The sequence below is a fragment of the Leptospiraceae bacterium genome, from assembly GCA_024233835.1.
GTDB lineage: Bacteria > Spirochaetota > Leptospiria > Leptospirales > Leptospiraceae > JACKPC01.
The window spans coordinates 135,858-152,963 of sequence record JACKPC010000007.1; the positions used below are offsets into that span (position 1 = coordinate 135,858).

The following is a 17,106-nucleotide window of genomic DNA, read 5'->3' on the forward strand; positions in this document are numbered from 1 at the left end:
TTAAAATTTGGCATAACATAGGGCACCGAATCTTTTCTCATAGGATACTAAGACGAAAACTTTTGAAACAAGTATAAACTTCTACTACCACCTGCAAAATTTTCGCACTCGCTGATTTCCTGTTTGATTAACCTGAATCTTGATTTCTCTAACTCGGAAATTATTTCTTCCATAGAAATAGAAGTCTCTTTTTCCGGGTTAATTTCATAACGAACCGGCTTATAACGTAGAGAATCCGGATATTCGATGATAAGCCAGTCCTGTGCCCATTTAATAGCTTGTTTTAAAATTTCGAGAGGTTTGGAAAAATGATGGAGAATATTTAAGAGAAAAACTATATCAAATAATTCTTCTTTTTCCTGTAAAAATGATTCCAGATCCTGATTTATGAGCTTTAAAGATGGAATATTATGATCTCTGATGATTTGATTACCAATTTCAATTCGCCTGGGTTCAAAATCAACCCCCAGTCCTTTTTGGATACCGAAATCTAAAGAACGAAATAGCACCGCTCCGGCAGCACAACCCAGATCCAGAACTTTTTTTCCTCGGAATTCATCCGAGGGAAGTAGACGAAAGATATAATCGACACTTCGGTCTTTATTATCCGTTCCGCTGTATTGATAATCACCAAACTCTATCGTTCTGTAGGTCTTATTGGAATATTGTTTCTTTATTTGCAAAGTTTTCCCTTCTCGTTTCTTTCAGGGTTACGATTTAATTAAAAGTCTGCAAGCATTTTATTCAGTAAAGTATTTAAAATACTTTACAAAAACCGGATTTATTTTTGAAATTCCATAAATTGATGAATCATATAAAGCAATGGTTAGAATTCTTAACCGGTGTAAGCCCGGATAATCAGCATAGATTGATAGCCAGTTTCCTGATACTGGTTTTTTTCGGGTTTCTCAGGTTTGTAATTACGAGAATTATATGGCGAAAAGTAGAAGATGTACAAGTTCGCTATCGCTGGAAGAATATTACCACCTACTTGTTTTATACCATTGTTCTTTTATTGGTAGGTCGAGTATGGTTCAAGGGATTTGATTCTATTGCTACTGTTCTTGGATTATTTTCTGCGGGTCTCGCTTTTGCCTTACAGGATCTCGTCAAATCGATTGCCGGCTGGATATTTATCCTCTGGAGGAGACCCTTTGTCGTGGGGGATAGAATTGAAATTGCGAAAATGAAAGGAGACGTGATTGATGTTCGCCTGTTTCAATTTTCTCTTTTAGAAATCGGAAACCGCATTGGTGCTGAACAAAGTACCGGTAGAGTCATCCACATTCCCAACGCAATCGTTTTTACCGAATCCACTGCAAACTATACCAGCGGTTTTGCTTATATATGGAACGAAATCGATGTATTACTTACGTTTGAGAGTGATTGGAAGAAGGCCAAATCTATTTTACAAAAGATTGCAGAAAAACACGCGGAGGGAGTAAACAAACATGCCGCCGAAAAGATCCGGGAAGCCAGTAAAAAATACATGATTTATTATTCAAACTTAAGTCCGAAGGTTTATACAAATGTAAAAGATAGCGGCGTGCTTCTAAGTCTTCGCTATCTCACAGAACCACGAAAGAAACGAAACTCCGAAGAACATATATGGGAAGAAATCCTAACCGAATTTTCTCCGCATCCGGATATTGACTTTGCCTACCCTACACAAAGAATATATTATAATCCTAAAGAAAAGAAAAAAGGGAATGGTAATTAGAGGTTTGGATGTAGCTACCAGCGTTCAGCTAAGCAGCCATCAGCTTTTTACCTATCCCCCGTTCAGCCGGACGCTAAAACATCCGGCTGGGAAAAAAGGCACCGCACCAGACGACCCACCGGTGGGTCGCTTTCGTGGGTAGATTATTTATTTTCTTTTTTTCAAAGACTTCTGGTTACGTTTGTCGTGCCAGACGGCAACAATCGAAACTAAAGTTTCTTTGAGAAGTTCCTTCCTGCATTTTTAGCTGATATTGTAGGAAAGAAGGCTCCTGAAAGTAAAAACAGCCGAATGCCGAAGTTAGAATTTCCTCCATGCTGTATTTTACTTTTCCAACTTGTCTGCTATCATTTACTTTGCTAAAAGTTTCTTTCATGTAAGATAATAACGATTCAAAGTTTAGATGTTTTCTTTCTTTTATTCCGGTATCCATGCTCTTCCCCTAAATAAGCTTTTGGATACGATGGAAAAACCGTTTATATGTACAATAATTTTGTAATTCCTTTACGAAATTATTTTTGATATATTCCTGAAGGTGATGTTTTATACAGCTAAACGACCATTTGAATGCTCTTTGTTTTTCACCGAGAATTGCTGATTTCCGGCTTCTCAGGACTGAGTACCTGAAATAGAGCAGCAGGCGGATCGCTTATCTACTTTACAAAAAATACCATTTCCCTGAATTATTAAAAAAACTGTATTCCGGACATCTATATGAAATCAAAACTTTTTCTTTTCCTAATCTCCCTTCTTTTTCTCTTTTCCTGTAATGTTGTTAAAAAGAAAAAAGACAACAAAGACACCGAAACCCTTCTCCTTGCAGCCCTAATCAATGCCGATGCAGCGAATCGCTGTAATGGGTTCTGGGCCATAGACTTTCAAACGAATCTCTACCATTGTGTAGCAGCTATCAAAAAAGCTTCCAATGACAAACTGGAAATCTATATACAATCAGGCTTAGAAGAAAAACAAGCCAGCTATGGCTTAAGTCCTGTGAATTATACCGAAGTTCTAAATATTTATTCCACCAAAATTTACCCTGCTTTAAGTTCGACTTTTGGTGAAATTACAGACATCAATAAAGATGGTAAGCTCACTCTTTTCATAGTGGACAACAATCTCGGAGAATACACCGGGACTTATGTAGCCGGCTATGTTGACCCGGTAAACTATATCGAAGACTATGGAAGCGGTGTAGATCTTCGTTCAAACATGAGAGAAATCTTATATATAGATGGCTTCTACTTACTTTATTCCAAAAAGCTAAGTTTACAGGAAGGACGACCTGACTCCTTTTACTCTACTCTATCCCATGAATTGCAACATCTATTACGTTTACCCTATGAATTTAAAAAGCCAGGGCTTACTTCTTACATTCCTCTTCCCAGAACCCAGTCTGAGTATTATTATTTTCAGAGTCTTACATTTGATACAATCTGGATAAACGAAGGAACCAGCGAAGTAGCCAGTGATATTTCCGGTTACGGGCCGCAGTACTCACGGATGGAATGCTTTATGGGGGACCCGACAGGGGGTTGCAGCGGAGGTTTTAACGGAAAGCCTTTATTAAAGTGGTCTTCTTCAATTTTAAATTATTCCTTTGCCTATGCCTTTATGAAGTATCTCTACTATAATTCTTCCACAAGCGATTCGGGTAGAAACAAGTTTTTCTTAGAGAGCTTAAAAGGAAACAGTCTCGGCTACAGGGCCAATACCACCAAAAACTTCTTTGAACTCTATAAAACTACAGAGAATTACGACTCAAGTCTTCTGGGCACGGATAACCTGAGTATCTACAAGCGGATGTACGCCCTCTTTTTAGCCCAGACTCTTTCTTTTCCTTCTACAGCTAATATATATGATGGAAATAGTACAGCCGTAGCCAGTACTTCTTTGCAGGCACGTTACACTTATCCTTCAGATTTACGTCAACTCAGCGAGTATCCCTCCAGTATACAGGCAGTGGATGCCAAACGTTTTATCTTAGAACCTTCTCAGGTATATCGAGTAAAAGGGACGGTAAGTTCTGCCGTAACAGATACGGTAATTGTGCAGGGAAATTCAGAATACTTAATTTTCAATTCCAGTCTCGAAGATAAAAAGTATGTGGATTCGCCTATCACTTCCGTTCAAACAGCAAAACACAAATGTGGTATGATAGATTTACAGAACCGCTGGGTAACAAAGCAGGTTCCACAAACCCTGAAATATTATGCAACTTTAAAAGATTTACGCAGTGGGTTTTAAACCCGCTGTTTATTTACATAAAATATTTTCATGCAGGCGAGAAAGCGCTTTCTCGCCTGCATGGTATCTTCAGGCATAATCTCGTAGTTCTTTTCCTACAGTTTTAATAATATAGATAAGCCAGAAGATCATCCCGACGTGCAAAACATCATTTTCAGATAAATAAAATCCACTCCCATTTTTCCATAGAGTCTGGGTAATACCGGCTGCATAATAAGCAAAGTAGGCTACCTGTACCAATATAAAATATACGGCTGCAAAGAAAAGAGAACCATCTAATTTAGATTTTGTTTTAAAATACTTGCTTCCCGAAATGAGAAGAACAAACAAAACTCCCGGTAAAGCAAATAACATCAGGACTTCAAAAGAAAGTAAAACCTTGTTTAATGTGGCTACCCCGATAATCGTAAGAACAAGGTAAATAATTGTATTTAGTATACAATACCAGATGAGTCCGACACGAAACCAACCCTTACTACAGGCCAAAGCTACCGCGGAAAGCATGGCACTGGCACTCGCCGCCTGGGTTAAACTATAGCCAATTTCAAACTCATTGGTTAATTTACAATATTCTAAACCGGCACATTTTAGCTCATAACTAAAAGCCTGGTAACTTATCCCGGCCTGAGCAGCTCCGATACCACCTAAAATAAGTGAAATACCAAACCAGAACCTTGATTTTTGCCCCCTGCTATCTTTTAGAAAATAAACCCCGGAACCTATCCATAAAAAGGCAAGAAGGAATACAAGAAGGGTTCCCAGAGGTTCATTCAGGATAAAAGAACCCAGGTCTACACAGGGTCGCATCTTACACCATTCTTCCGGTGTGGTTTTAGGTAAATAGAGCAAGTTATTCAGACTTTTGCAACCAACAAGAACAGAAGAGAGAAAAAAGGCGTTTAAGGATAAGCTAATATATTTTTTCATCGTAATTCTTGGATTATTCTTTTCATAGGGCTCTGTCAAGTTAAATAAACTACAATGCCCATCACCGGGAGCAAGGAGAAAATCATCATTTTCGTATCTGAAAGGATATAAGTTTAACTTGACATAATTATCCCCTTTTGCAAGGCTTTAGGAAACTAATGTTTTAGTATAGTTTTTACAGGACAGTAATAATATGGCAAACAATGAGATTACCGAAAAAGAAAAATTCATCCTACCCTGGACGGTAGAACCTTTTCCCTCCAATATTCGCAAAGAAGCCTCTGCAATCTTAGAAGACCTACGTGCCGGAAAGTCAAGCCTTGATATCGAAGGCTATACCCTTCCTCTCGAATTCGGAACCGGTGGCATACGGGGTGTTATCGGGTATGGTATGGGTCGCATGAACGAATACACAGTAGGTAGAGTGGCTCTCGGTTTTTGTCGCTACCTTTTGAATATGTCCAAAAAACCTGTACTTGTGATTTCTTATGACTCCAGAAGAAAGTCTACCGAGTTTGCTTCTGTGACTGCCGGGATTGCTGCTTCTCTGGGCATTAAAGTAAAACTTTTTTCCAAACTTGCACCTACACCTATTCTTTCTTTTGCCGTTCGTCATTATAAAGCTACCGGTGGAGTAATGATTACAGCTTCTCATAATCCTCCCGAATACAATGGGTTTAAAGCCTATCTTTCCGATGGAGGGCAGTTGGTAGCACCCGATGATAAGAAAATTATTGATTCGGTAAATAAAATTCAGGATTGGTCAGAAGTGAAGCTTCTGAAGAAGTCTGATCCAATTTATAAAAAAATGGTTTCAGATGTAGAACCGGAAGTATTTGAAAAATACAAGACCCTTGTATTTAAATCCGGTATCTATAACAAAAAATTAAGCGAGAATGACAGGTCATCTGTTAAAGTTGTATACTCTCCCTTACACGGAACCGGAGGAGAATACATGAAAGGCCTTCTCACGGCTGCGGGTTACTCCAAGTTTTATTTCGTTAAAGAACAGCAAAAGCCGGATGGAGAATTTCCTACTGTAAAATATCCGAACCCGGAAGAAAAAGAAGCTCTTGAATTAACTATTAAAACCTCGAAAGCAAAGAAAGCAGATATATTCATCGCAACCGACCCGGATGCAGACAGACTCGGTGTAGGTATCAAAAGACCTGATGGAGAATATGAGCTTCTGAATGGAAACCAGGTCGGAAGTATCATGTGTGCTTACCTGGCAGAAAAAGTGAAAGAGTCAAAAACTAAAACCAAGTATCATATTTTTAAGACCATCGTCACTACTGACTTGCAGGAAAATATCGCAAAGAAAAACGGTGTTGCCTGCAAGAATGTTCTGACCGGCTTCAAATTTATAGCCGAGCAAATGGCAGCCCTCGATGAGAAAAAAGAAGATAAGTTTCTTTTCGGTGGAGAAGAATCCTATGGTTATCTGCCGGTTGAGTTTGTTCGTGACAAGGACTCTTTAAGTTCAGCACTTCTAATTTTAGAAATCCTGAGTGAAAAGAAAGACATCCTAACTTATCTCGATGAAGTCTACATGAAATACGGACTCTTTATGGAATCCCTGAAATCCATTACGATGAAAGGATCAGAAGGACAGAAGAAGATCGTGGATAGCATGGAAATCCTGCGTAATACAGATCTAATAGGAAAACAACTCGGAACCCGGAAAGTAAGTGCTTTCATCGATTACAAGAACAAGGTAGTCAAGGGCGATGCAAAGAAATCCATTTTCAGCGGTATGCCTTCTTCCAACGTAATTCAACTCAAAATGGAAGGGAATGGCCGAATCACCATTCGTCCTTCCGGAACTGAGCCCAAAGTGAAGGTTTATGGCTCCTATGAATCATTACAAAAACCCTCTTCTAAAGAAGAAATCACTACTTTAAAAGAGAGTTTATTAAAGGAACTTAAAGCAGCCGAAACAGAGTTTATTAAGCTTACAGGATTAAACTAAATGCAAGAAATGACCGGAATGAAATCAGAACTGGATGAGATAAAAGACAAAACAGAACAGTATATCCTTGGAAACTACAAGCGTTACGATCTCGCTTTCGAATATGGCGTAGGAGAGCTTCTTTTTGACACGGAAAACCGGCAGTACATAGATTTTTTCTGCGGGATTTCGGTTACAAATCTCGGCCACGGTGAAGCAGATATCATTGATGCTCTGCGTACACAGGCCGATAAACTTTTTCATACATCCAACCTGTTTTATTCCAGGTCGACAGCCCTTCTGGCTGAGGCTCTGGTGGTGAATTCTTTTCCCTCGAAGGTTTTCTTTTGCAATTCCGGGACTGAAGCCAATGAAGCCGCCTTTAAACTCGCCAGAAAATACGGTGTAGAAAAAGGCATAGAAAGACCCGTGGTACTGAGCTTGAAAAACGGGTTTCATGGTAGAAGTTTTGGGTCTATGTCTATCACAGGTCAGGAAAAAATTCATAAGGGATTTGGAGAGCTGGCCTCCGGTGTTGACTATGTTCAGCCCAATGATGAAACCGATTTGCATCAGAAATTTCAAAAATATAAGGGTCGGGTAGCCGCTTTTTTCATGGAACCGATTATCGGAGAAGGCGGAATCATTCCCATAGAAAGGGAATTTGCTGAAGTTGTGAGAAATCTCTGCAAGGAAGCCGGAGCCTTACTTGTTTTCGATGAAATTCAAACCGGTATGGGCCGGACAGGCAAACTTTTTGCTTACGAACACTATGGTTTTACTCCCGATATTATGACTCTTGCCAAAGGACTGGGTTCTGGTTTTCCGATTGGAGCTGTTTTGATTGCAGATTCTTATGCCGGTATCCTGGGTCCGGGTGCTCATGGTTCGACTTTTGGCGGAAACCCCCTGGCAGCGGCTGTAGCCTACGAGACTTTGAAAGTGATTCTGAGTCGGGATGTTCTCAAGCATACCGCGGCCATTTCAGATTATATGTTTACCCATTTGAATATCATGAAATCCAAGTATTCAATCATTCGGGAAGTTCGGGGAGTAGGTTTGCATATCGGTCTGGATTTAAGCATTCCTTCCGGCCCGGTAGTAGAAGATTGTATGAAAAATGGTTTGCTTTTGAACTCAACAGCAAATACAGTGATCAGAATAATGCCTCCTTTGAATGTTTCCCTCGAAAGAGTCAATGAAGCTCTGGGAATCCTTGAGGATAGCATATCTCGTTTTCAAAATAAATAGAAGAACCAGGAGATTTATGAAAAGAGTAGCAGTACTGCCCGGTGATGGTATCGGTCCGGAGGTGATGAAGGTAACTTTAAAAATCCTTCAAACCGTTTTAAAAAGTTCCAAGGAAGAATTCCATTTTGAAGAAGCACCCGTTGGAGGAGCTGCTATTGACCTGACCGGAAAACCGCTGCCGGAAAGTACCCTGAAACTCTGCGAAAATTCCGATGCCATTCTTTTCGGTTCGGTGGGAGGACCCAAATGGGAAAACCTCCCTCCGCAAATTCAACCGGAACGAGGAGCCTTACTTCCTCTGCGAAAACACTTTGACCTTTTTGCTAATATGCGTCCGGCCATTATATACCCGGAACTTACCAATGCTTCACCTATTAAACCTTCCATTATTGGAAAGGGAATCGATGTACTGATTATGCGGGAATTAACCAGCGGAATCTATTTCGGTCAACCAAAAGGTCGAGAAGGTAGCGGAGAGGAAGAATTTGGCTACGACACTATGAAGTATTCCCGGCGCGAAATTGAGAGAATTGCAAGGCTTGCCTTTCAAGCCGCAAAAAAAAGAAAAAATAAAGTTACCAGCATCGATAAAGCCAATGTTCTCAGTACCTCCGTATTCTGGAGAGAAGTGGTTACAGCCCTGCATAAAGCAGAATTTCCGGAAGTAGAACTGAATCACATGTATGTGGATAATGCGGCCATGCAACTCGTTCTGAAACCGAACCAGTTTGATGTAGTACTCTGCGGAAACATGTTCGGAGATATCTTATCTGATGAAGCTTCCATCATCACCGGTTCTATTGGAATGCTGCCATCCGCTTCCCTTTCCTCCTCCGGTTTCGGACTTTATGAACCCTCTGGAGGTTCTGCACCTGATATCGCAGGCCAGGGAATTGCCAATCCAATCGCACAAATTTTAAGTGCAGCACTAATGCTTAAATATTCTTTCTCTCTGGACGAAGAATGTAATAAGATAGAAAATGCAGTTCGTACTGTTATCCAAAAAGGCTTCAGAACCCGTGATATTGCAGAAGAAGGCTCTAAGCTTGTAGGTACTGAAGAAATTGCCAGTGAAATCGAAAAACTGCTCTAAAGGATACTAACTATGTCAAATCCTCAGGGAATATCACCAAATGGAAGACCCTACTCGATTATTATCGGGGAAGCTTCCAAATTTCAGGCCAAACAGCTACAGCAAATTCTGGAATCAGAAGGCTACAAAGTGCTGTCTATGGCCGCCAATGGAAAAGAAGTGATGGAGGCCTACAGTGCCAACAAACAGGTAGATCTGATTATTATGGAACTCAATATGCCCGTTATGGATGGTTATGCTACCTTCTGGGATCTAAAAGAAGCTTCTGCCATACTCCCGAAAATCTTCTTTGTGACGGATGAAAACACCCCGGCTGTTTCTAAAAACCTGATAGAAAATGGGGCTGTAGATTACATGATAAAACCCATCAAAAGAGAGAAAATTCTGGAAAGGGTGAAGGAAGCCATCGACAAGGTAAACCCTACCTTCCGTTGATTTGTTGCATACCGGTGGGTTTAAAAGCCGATCCCTGAGTAGGTCGCCATGGTTCGATACAGCTTCACCTACTCACCAATCGGCGACCGTATCGAAGGGCGGCAATAAACCTAGGGTGCTTCTCTATAAATAACATTCAAATTCCTGCCTTTCTCATTTCTCCTGTGGCTGTAATATTCATAATTGCTCATGGTATCAATTTCAGAATCGAGGATTTCCAGCTCGGCATGAACCTTCCTTACTCGAATTTTTAAAACTTCATCCAGACCGAGGTAATACGAACCTCTTTTCTCCTCCATAGCCTTACCGAGATAACCCATGAAATAGCGGGCTACATCTTCCTTAATTTCGTAACTATCTTTTCGGATACAGGGACCGATATACATTTTTAAATCGGGGGGAAAGGTATCAGGAAATTCACCGAATAGAAATTTTTCGCTGATCCCCGCCATAGTTCCCCTCCAACCGGAATGTAGGGCTGCAATCAGGCCGGTAGAGGGAGAAAAGAGAAAAATGGGCATACAATCGGCTGTTTTAATCGCCAGGGCTTCTCCTGTATTCAGGCTAAACATCCCATCTCCCCGGTCTATTCCTTCTTCTTTAAGAGCCCGGGTGGAATAATAATTATCTCCATGTTCCTGGTTCAAAAGAAAAATTTTTTCACGGGTGATGCCGGTATGTTTCTGAATCGTTTTCCTATAGAAATGAGAAATCTCTTCCGGAGAAACATTCTGGTTTTCAAAAGAAGAAAGCTCTTCTTTGCCGAGAACCTTTATGTGAATAATGGTGTTGTCTTTTGCTGGAAATTCTAGTTCTATCATGTTATACTATTTTTTATTTCTTCGATAGAAAAACGTCTTTTACAGTAATCTAAAATTTTATCTTTTTGCCTTTCAGCATCTTCTTTTCCCATTTCAAAGGCTTCTTTGATGCCTACAGGGTCGGTATAATCAAATTTTTTGACAGGAATATTGCCGGAGGGACGTATCAGGTAGCATTGCTTTAAGATATCCGGATCCTTACCAAAAATGGTTGTATCGTCGTAGTGAACACCGATGATTTTGGAATTTCGCGGAAAGCATTCTAATAAAAGATTATTGGTAAGCCCTCCATCAAGGTAGTAGATCCTATCATCCCCCTTAAAGGAGACTACAGGAGGTATGGTGGAAGAGTTCATAATAATCTGTTCGATTACAGCCGGATTTTCCAGGTCTTTATTGGTGAAAATTACCTCTTTCATGTTCCACTTCTTCATAATACTTTCGACACGAGTACCGGCAATACCTTTTTCTCTATCGGCATCGTCCTTCAAATAGGCCTGGGCTGTTTCGGAAATAAGCTTGGCCTTATTAAAAAGAGGAAATTTTCCTTTATAGGGAACTGCTTTAACACTTAAAATATGAATTTTCGTTTCGGATTGGCGAATCTTGTCGAGATTTAAACCGTAACGAACGGCCCTGCGGTAGATATTTTCGTGAGGAAAAAGCCTCTCTCCTTTTAACAGGTTGGAAACGTTAATATTACTTTCGTTTCGCCTGGTGAGAGCCATCATGTATTCAATGACTTCTTCTTCTGTTTCAGAAAGAATCGAAAAGGCCATGGCAGACCCGGCACTTACACCGGAAATTTCTTTAATACGCACTCCCCATGAACGAATGCGAAAACCAACTCCTAAAGCATAAATGGCCTTACAACCTCCACCTGAAATTCCGAGGCAGGTTTCATAGAGATAACGGGAAGCAAAACCGTTAAGTTTATCTTTTAATTGTTGTATGGTCGGTAGTTGATCCAAGTTCCTTCCTATTCTGTCACAGTTTAGACTGCCTTAGTTTCAGGGAAAGAAGAAAAATGAAAATTCCCAGGTCGGCTTGCAAAAGGCTCCGGTGTTTCTTCTTTACTTATGACTGCTGGCAATAATATAAATCGATTTATTCGCATAAATCAGGGACTGCGGAAGTTGAGAAGCACTGATCTGAGAGGCTCCCTTTCCGTATTCATATACATAGGTTAATGATAAAGCTGAAATATTGGATTCGAAACTAATACCTATCGTATAACCTCGAAGATCGACATTTTCATAACGAGTTTTTCTCTGAAGTATTTCCGGATAATAAACCGTGTTATTGCCGAGATCAATATAGTTTTTCTGTTGATTCGCAAGGATAAACTCACCCACAGCACGCTTCCAGTTATAGGAACTCGTATTGGCATTATTACTATAAGTTCCAATTCGCAAAGAAACTGTGGGTAATAAAAAATACTCAAAACCGAAGGCATAATTTAAAACCTTTTCTCTATCCAGCTCCGGGTCTCTTCTATCTCGCATTGTTAATTCTCCACTGAAGGGTTCCCATTCACTACGATTTCTATTTTTTCGAAAAGAATCATACTGGATCAAATCAGCACTCATAATAAAAGAACTGGATAAAAAATAAGCAAGACCCACTCTGTATTCAAAAATTTCCGGAATACTCACCGGAAGCCCCCCGCTCATATAGACCTTTTCGTTTTGTGTTGTACTCGAAAGTACGGTTGTATTATAATTATAAATCAGGTTTTCAACGGTTTTTGTTTTATCGCTAATTCGGTCTCCGCTAATAATTTGGCTATTCTTAAGAACTTTGGGTTTTCGAATGGTTGCGCCCAGGGACAACTTTTCTGTAAAATCATAAAGAACTCCTAATACAGGAATAAGGCCAGTTGTATTTCTTCTTTCTCTATAAGTCGCCTTTATAAAAGAACGATCTTTCTTTTCAACAATTTGTTCGAGAACAATTTTGGAACTGTCATCAAAATAAAAAGCCGTCATTCCTATCTGTAATTTCCTGGAAAGCGGATAGGCAAGACTCAATCCGGCCTGAAGGTTCTGATTCTCTTCTGTATAATCAACAAAAGAGCGGGTGAAGTCAGGAAAATAGGGAGGCAGGTTAAACTGGTCTGCCTGGTCAAATTTTTCATTTACAGGGTTGATAATGGCAATTCCGATAGAAAATTTAGATATTTTCTTTATGGTTCCGATAAAATTTGGATTAAAACTTTTTGATTTCCGCACATAATCTTCTCCCCTACCAAATACATTTTGATAACGCTTGCTTACCTCTGTATACATATTCGATGAAACAGTCAGGTAATTATCAGGAGCAAGACTTGTTCCGGCCGGATTATAGTAAATTCCGGAAGGACTGTCCGCTATTGCCGAATAGGCTCCTCCCATTCCGGCGGCCCTGTCGCCGAAGAGACTATTATAATAGTGATACGAATCAGCATACAAACTAAAACTACTCAAAAAACAAATTAAAATAAGTAAAATTTTCATTCTATACCTATAATCAATGAACCTTATTGCATATTTCTATATTTTAGAACAATCTTAAATAATTCTGAACGATAGGACTGCGGGTCATAATCAAGAGCATCCTGCATGAGATGTATTACAAGGTTATAATCAACTGCATCTGTAATCGGATAACGGTTTAAGAACATTCCGAAACCGGCTACCCCAAGAGCAAAACGAAAATCCGCTGATTTATCAAATGCAGAATTCGTATCCTTATATACATTCTTTTGAATACTCCCTAAGTTCCCATTGTTCTCCATATAGTTCAGCTTTATTTTGAATAGTTCTTTTTCTGTAGAGGTTTCATCTATAAGCATTTCATAAAATGTACTTACAGTATAATCTCCCGGAAGCTCATTCGGAACAGGTTTTTTATAAACATAATTTTTTTCAAAACCAATAAGTCTGTGTAGCTTTACAAGTTTCGGATTAAACTCAAGGCTTACTTTCAGATCTTTCAGGCTCAACGAATACGGACTTAAAACTTCTTTGAATAGAGAACTTCTTGCTATAGTTTCGGTTTGTATATAATTACAAGTGGCGAGACCCTTTTCGATAAGCGTATCCATAACCTTGTTATTACTCTCTACACCATAGCCTAAAACGGAAAACTCGATTCCTGCTTTTTTCTCTTTAGCTATTAATGTATAAAACTCTTTTTCATTCACACCCCCGAAGTCTCCGTCGGTAGCAAAAATAATTTTGGTGTATTGATTCGGCTCATGTAGTGATCTGGCTATTTTGTAGGCTAATTGTATAGCAGGCCAGGCATTGGTTCCACCATTGGCTTCTAAAGCAGCTATAGATTTTTGTAATACCATACTTTCTTTGCCATTTAATTCCTTGATAAGAATTTTAGCTTCCGATTCAAAACTTATCAGGCTAAAAACATCTTTTTCATTTAAGGTATGACTCAGGTCTTTTAAGGTTTTCTTTAATAGTCCGATGCGGAGATCTCCCGACATAGAACCGGAGGTGTCGGCTACAATTACAAGATTTCGAGGAGGAATTTTAACTTCCACCACGTTCTTACTCTTTGTTTTCAGGGCGATGAGACTTACCACTTTTTTCTTATCAAAAGGAGAGGCAGAGGTTTCGGTATAAACCTGCAAAGGTCCTCCCTCCTCTTCAAAATCGTAATGATAGGGAATGCTATTTATCAATTCTTCAGTAGCAATGCTTGAAGTATAAGGAATTTGATCTCTTTCTGACATCAGCTTTAACTCTAAAAAAGCCTTATCACCTACTAGTACAGGGAAATCCGAAATCGGATTTTTGGAAGTAGTGTAGTAAGAATAATTATAGAGTTTATTGTAGTAGGTATTATAGGAATTAGAAGAATAAGATTCTTCTGAACTGGAACAATGAAATAAAAGGAAACCCGTGCATAAAAAAACAAAAAAGGCCTTCATGGATTCTATTCTCCAGAGGCCTTTGAAAATAGCAAATTGATTTTTATTGAATCATTATTCCCTCAGGGATTAATAATTAATCAACATTTTACGATTTGTACCACGCTTGTTCAGCTCCATAATATATAACCTTTTCTTTAAGGTTTTTTCTATTTTTTGGAGGGAGGTCTTGTAGTTATCGAACATATTTTTTTGGTTATCATAGGAAAGAACATCTTCCAGATCGTGTAGCTTTGCAACCATCCCCGGTTTTTGCTGAATGTCTGGTTTATCCGGCCAGAAATTTACCCCATCGTTACTGGTATAGTATTCCAGTCGAATATCTGCATTATTATCTTTTTTTGCTTTTGTGTCCACAACATTCTCTTCCTGAACTTTGGGGAGATTTTTATCTTCTTCTCCCTCAAACTGAACCGGGCTTGCAGAAACCGCTGTTTCATTAACAAGCCTTCTCATCTCCCTGATATGCGGGACCTTATCTGCATTGGTTCTCTTGAACTGCATGATAACTTTCGCGAGAGATTTAAAGTCATCGGAAGGATACACAAAAGCCTTACTTTCATAAGTAAAAGAAGTTGGATAATCGTTCCAGGAAAGTCCCTGTCCGAGATCAATCACTACATAGGGCTTGCCCTCACCATCTTTGAAGAAGATAGACTTATCGTAATACATCATATTTTCTGTATCCGCAAGGTAAACCATATGCCCTTCTACAGGCTCACTGTCCATATAAAGTTTTGACTTCTCATAAAACCCTTTATCTAAAAACACTTTAGTTTTTGCCAGGATGGAAGCAATAGAGGTGTGCAATCTATCGATTTCACGGTCTCCGAAGCCTTCTGTTCTCCGGCTCTCTATGTACCTTAGCTCGTGTTTCTCTGATTTTTGTAGGGTCGTAGGTCTTGCTAACAATGATGATGCAGCAAGCAACAGGATTGTACCGTTTATTATACTACGCATACCATACTCTCTTTAAAAATTTCTTAGTACAAGTATCGAGTCAGGGAGAGTTTTTTTTTACAATTTTAGAGAGGTTTAAGAGACATAAGGGTTTATAAATTACTCTTTTCTAAATTATCGTTCATTTCCTTTCGTATAAAGACAATATTCGCCCTTCCCCTGCTGTCTGAAGGCAGAAACTTTATCTCGACTTTCGGAAACTTTGTATCAGAACTTGATAGTTTCTGCATTTTACGAAAGAAACGAAAAAAGGAGTGAGAATCTTTTACAGCGTCTAAATCTTTTAAAAGTTTTTGCTTCTCCTGCTTTTTAAAGCCGACAAAATGATATGCACCTAATTTTTGCATTTCATTATTCGATAGTTTGTAGCTCTTATGTATAAGTATTTGCTTATAATATCGTTTTCTATGCTGTAAAAGCTTCTGTAAGTTTTTAAGGTTTAGCTCTTTTCTCAGTTCGGTACAGCTCAAAAAACCTTTCGGAATAGACGGATGTTTGCAGGTTTGAAAAAGTTCAATAGTTTTAGGTTCGAGAGAAAAGATATACTCATTTTCTTCTATTTTACTGAGAAGTCTTGCTTCCCGGATCATTTGATTTCTTAGATTATTGAAATATATTCTATCTTTAATTTGTCTATAGGGCCTTAAATTTATTGAAGGTTTCCCAAAAGTTTTTTGTATAAGATAAGTTTCTCTCAAATCAGGGAGGTATATTCTTTTTTTATTATATTCAGGATGTATACTTTTTTTCCTGGTTTCCGGGTAGCTTAAACTTAATCCATTCAAAAAGTATCGTTTTCCTGTTTTTACACGAAAATTCAGACTTATCTGTTCCGGTGTAAAAAAACCGGCTTTTGCAACCTTATAGGAGCTTTCCGGCGGAGAAATTTCTACATCCTTAAAACCTTTTTCGATAAAATAATCTTGCAGGTAATCCTTCGCAAGCTTTGCACGATATAATGAAAACATCTCAAAACGAAAAAACCTCTCCTGCATTTCTTCCGATAGAAGCTTTTCAAAACTTGCGTGTAAGCCGTTTACTTTCACGGAACCAAATTTATATTTCTTTCCCGCTTGAATACTCAGTTCAATGAAATACAAATTTTTTTCCTTCTTAAAAAAGGTTTTTGCAAAAATCTTTGTATCTACATATTCCTGCTTTTTCAGGGCCAGTATGGTTTCTTCTTTTATAAGATTCACCATATCATCTTTAAATATTTTTCCTTCAAGTTGCTTCAAATGAGAAGGAAAGGAAATATTATCTTTCCCACGGACTGTCCAGAGAATTCTACCGAGTAAGGGTTTCTCTTTGCAAATAAGGTTCAGACTTAGCTGTCCTTCTTTTATTTCAGAATAAACAGCAATATTATAAAATCGTTTTGTTCTGTAGAGTCGCTTCAGATCCCGGTTTAGAATGGAGGCCGAATAAGGCTTATTTTCCTTGCTTTGTAATTTATTTTTTATATAGGATTCTTTGTAATTATATAAGCCGCTAATTCGAATCGAAGAAATAGGGATACCATTGAGAGCTTTACTTTCAAAAGAATAGAGAGAGAATAAAAAAGACAAAAATATACATACTAACAGGGCTGTTTTCATACGCAAAAATTGCATAATTCCAGTTCAAAGAAAGCTTTCCAGAAAACAAGAATTATCTATTCTAAGAAGAGCATTAGATAAAAAAATAGTACATAAGATACTTCTAAACCATTATTTTTTTTGAAAAATGTTGTGGACATAGCTTTTGTAAAATAAAATCATTATGCAGGGAGTA

15 protein-coding genes are annotated in these 17,106 nt (G+C 38.7%); 6 read left to right on the forward strand and 9 right to left on the reverse strand.

Translation table 11 applies throughout. The annotated features are described in order from the left end of the window. Window positions 1–47 precede the first annotated feature (47 nt). Window positions 48–683, reverse strand: coding sequence for a class I SAM-dependent methyltransferase (locus tag H7A25_24745; protein MCP5503131.1), 636 nt, complete (start codon window positions 681–683; stop codon window positions 48–50). 122 nt (window positions 684–805) lie between these two features. On the opposite strand from H7A25_24745, the gene H7A25_24750 reads away from it, so the two are divergent. Next, on the forward strand, window positions 806–1,720 hold the full coding sequence (locus tag H7A25_24750) for a mechanosensitive ion channel family protein (GenBank protein ID MCP5503132.1): 915 nt from the start codon (window positions 806–808) through the stop codon (window positions 1,718–1,720). Between the two features lie 175 nt (window positions 1,721–1,895). Here H7A25_24750 and H7A25_24755 read toward each other — a convergent pair whose 3' ends face one another. Then, a complete protein-coding gene (locus H7A25_24755) occupies window positions 1,896–2,153 on the reverse strand; it encodes a hypothetical protein (GenBank protein MCP5503133.1) in 258 nt (85 codons plus the stop codon). Between the two features lie 281 nt (window positions 2,154–2,434). Between H7A25_24755 and H7A25_24760 the strand changes: the two genes are divergently transcribed. Continuing rightward, complete coding sequence (locus H7A25_24760; protein MCP5503134.1) at window positions 2,435–3,967, forward strand: hypothetical protein; 1,533 nt, start codon at window positions 2,435–2,437, stop codon at window positions 3,965–3,967. Between the two features lie 69 nt (window positions 3,968–4,036). Here the strand turns inward: H7A25_24760 and H7A25_24765 are convergent, their stop codons facing one another. Beyond that, entirely contained in the window at window positions 4,037–4,894 is an 858-nt protein-coding gene (locus H7A25_24765; GenBank protein MCP5503135.1) for a hypothetical protein, read from the reverse strand. A gap of 208 nt (window positions 4,895–5,102) precedes the next feature. Here H7A25_24765 and H7A25_24770 point away from each other — a divergent pair, with 208 nt between their 5' ends. Genes H7A25_24770 through H7A25_24785 form a run of 4 tightly spaced genes read left to right on the forward strand, consistent with a single transcriptional unit; the run spans window position 5,103 to window position 9,624 of the window. Beyond that, window positions 5,103–6,866, forward strand: a complete 1,764-nt coding sequence (locus H7A25_24770; protein ID MCP5503136.1) for a phospho-sugar mutase — start codon at window positions 5,103–5,105, stop codon at window positions 6,864–6,866. A gap of 9 nt (window positions 6,867–6,875) precedes the next feature. Then, window positions 6,876–8,096 (forward strand): acetylornithine transaminase, encoded by a 1,221-nt coding sequence (locus H7A25_24775; protein MCP5503137.1) that lies wholly within the window; start codon window positions 6,876–6,878, stop codon window positions 8,094–8,096. A 16-nt stretch (window positions 8,097–8,112) separates the two neighbouring features. After that, complete coding sequence (leuB, locus tag H7A25_24780) at window positions 8,113–9,189, forward strand: 3-isopropylmalate dehydrogenase (protein MCP5503138.1); 1,077 nt, start codon at window positions 8,113–8,115, stop codon at window positions 9,187–9,189. 12 nt (window positions 9,190–9,201) lie between these two features. Next, a complete protein-coding gene (locus H7A25_24785) occupies window positions 9,202–9,624 on the forward strand; it encodes a response regulator (protein MCP5503139.1) in 423 nt (140 codons plus the stop codon). Between the two features lie 110 nt (window positions 9,625–9,734). Here H7A25_24785 and H7A25_24790 read toward each other — a convergent pair whose 3' ends face one another. The 6 genes from H7A25_24790 to H7A25_24815 form a co-directional block, all read right to left on the reverse strand. Beyond that, window positions 9,735–10,445, reverse strand: coding sequence for a polyphenol oxidase family protein (locus H7A25_24790; protein ID MCP5503140.1), 711 nt, complete (start codon window positions 10,443–10,445; stop codon window positions 9,735–9,737). Continuing rightward, the gene (locus tag H7A25_24795) at window positions 10,442–11,398 is read right to left on the reverse strand and encodes a patatin-like phospholipase family protein (GenBank protein MCP5503141.1); all 957 of its coding nucleotides are present in this window, start codon (window positions 11,396–11,398) and stop codon (window positions 10,442–10,444) included. The genes H7A25_24790 and H7A25_24795 overlap by 4 nt, the downstream gene beginning before the upstream one ends. Window positions 11,399–11,518: 120 nt before the next feature. Further along, complete coding sequence (locus tag H7A25_24800) at window positions 11,519–12,940, reverse strand: hypothetical protein (GenBank protein MCP5503142.1); 1,422 nt, start codon at window positions 12,938–12,940, stop codon at window positions 11,519–11,521. Between the two features lie 23 nt (window positions 12,941–12,963). Further along, entirely contained in the window at window positions 12,964–14,373 is a 1,410-nt protein-coding gene (locus tag H7A25_24805; protein MCP5503143.1) for a von Willebrand factor type A domain-containing protein, read from the reverse strand. 69 nt (window positions 14,374–14,442) lie between these two features. Beyond that, window positions 14,443–15,333, reverse strand: a complete 891-nt coding sequence (locus H7A25_24810; protein ID MCP5503144.1) for a hypothetical protein — start codon at window positions 15,331–15,333, stop codon at window positions 14,443–14,445. 92 nt (window positions 15,334–15,425) lie between these two features. Beyond that, window positions 15,426–16,946, reverse strand: coding sequence for a hypothetical protein (locus tag H7A25_24815; protein ID MCP5503145.1), 1,521 nt, complete (start codon window positions 16,944–16,946; stop codon window positions 15,426–15,428). Window positions 16,947–17,106: the final 160 nt, after the last annotated feature.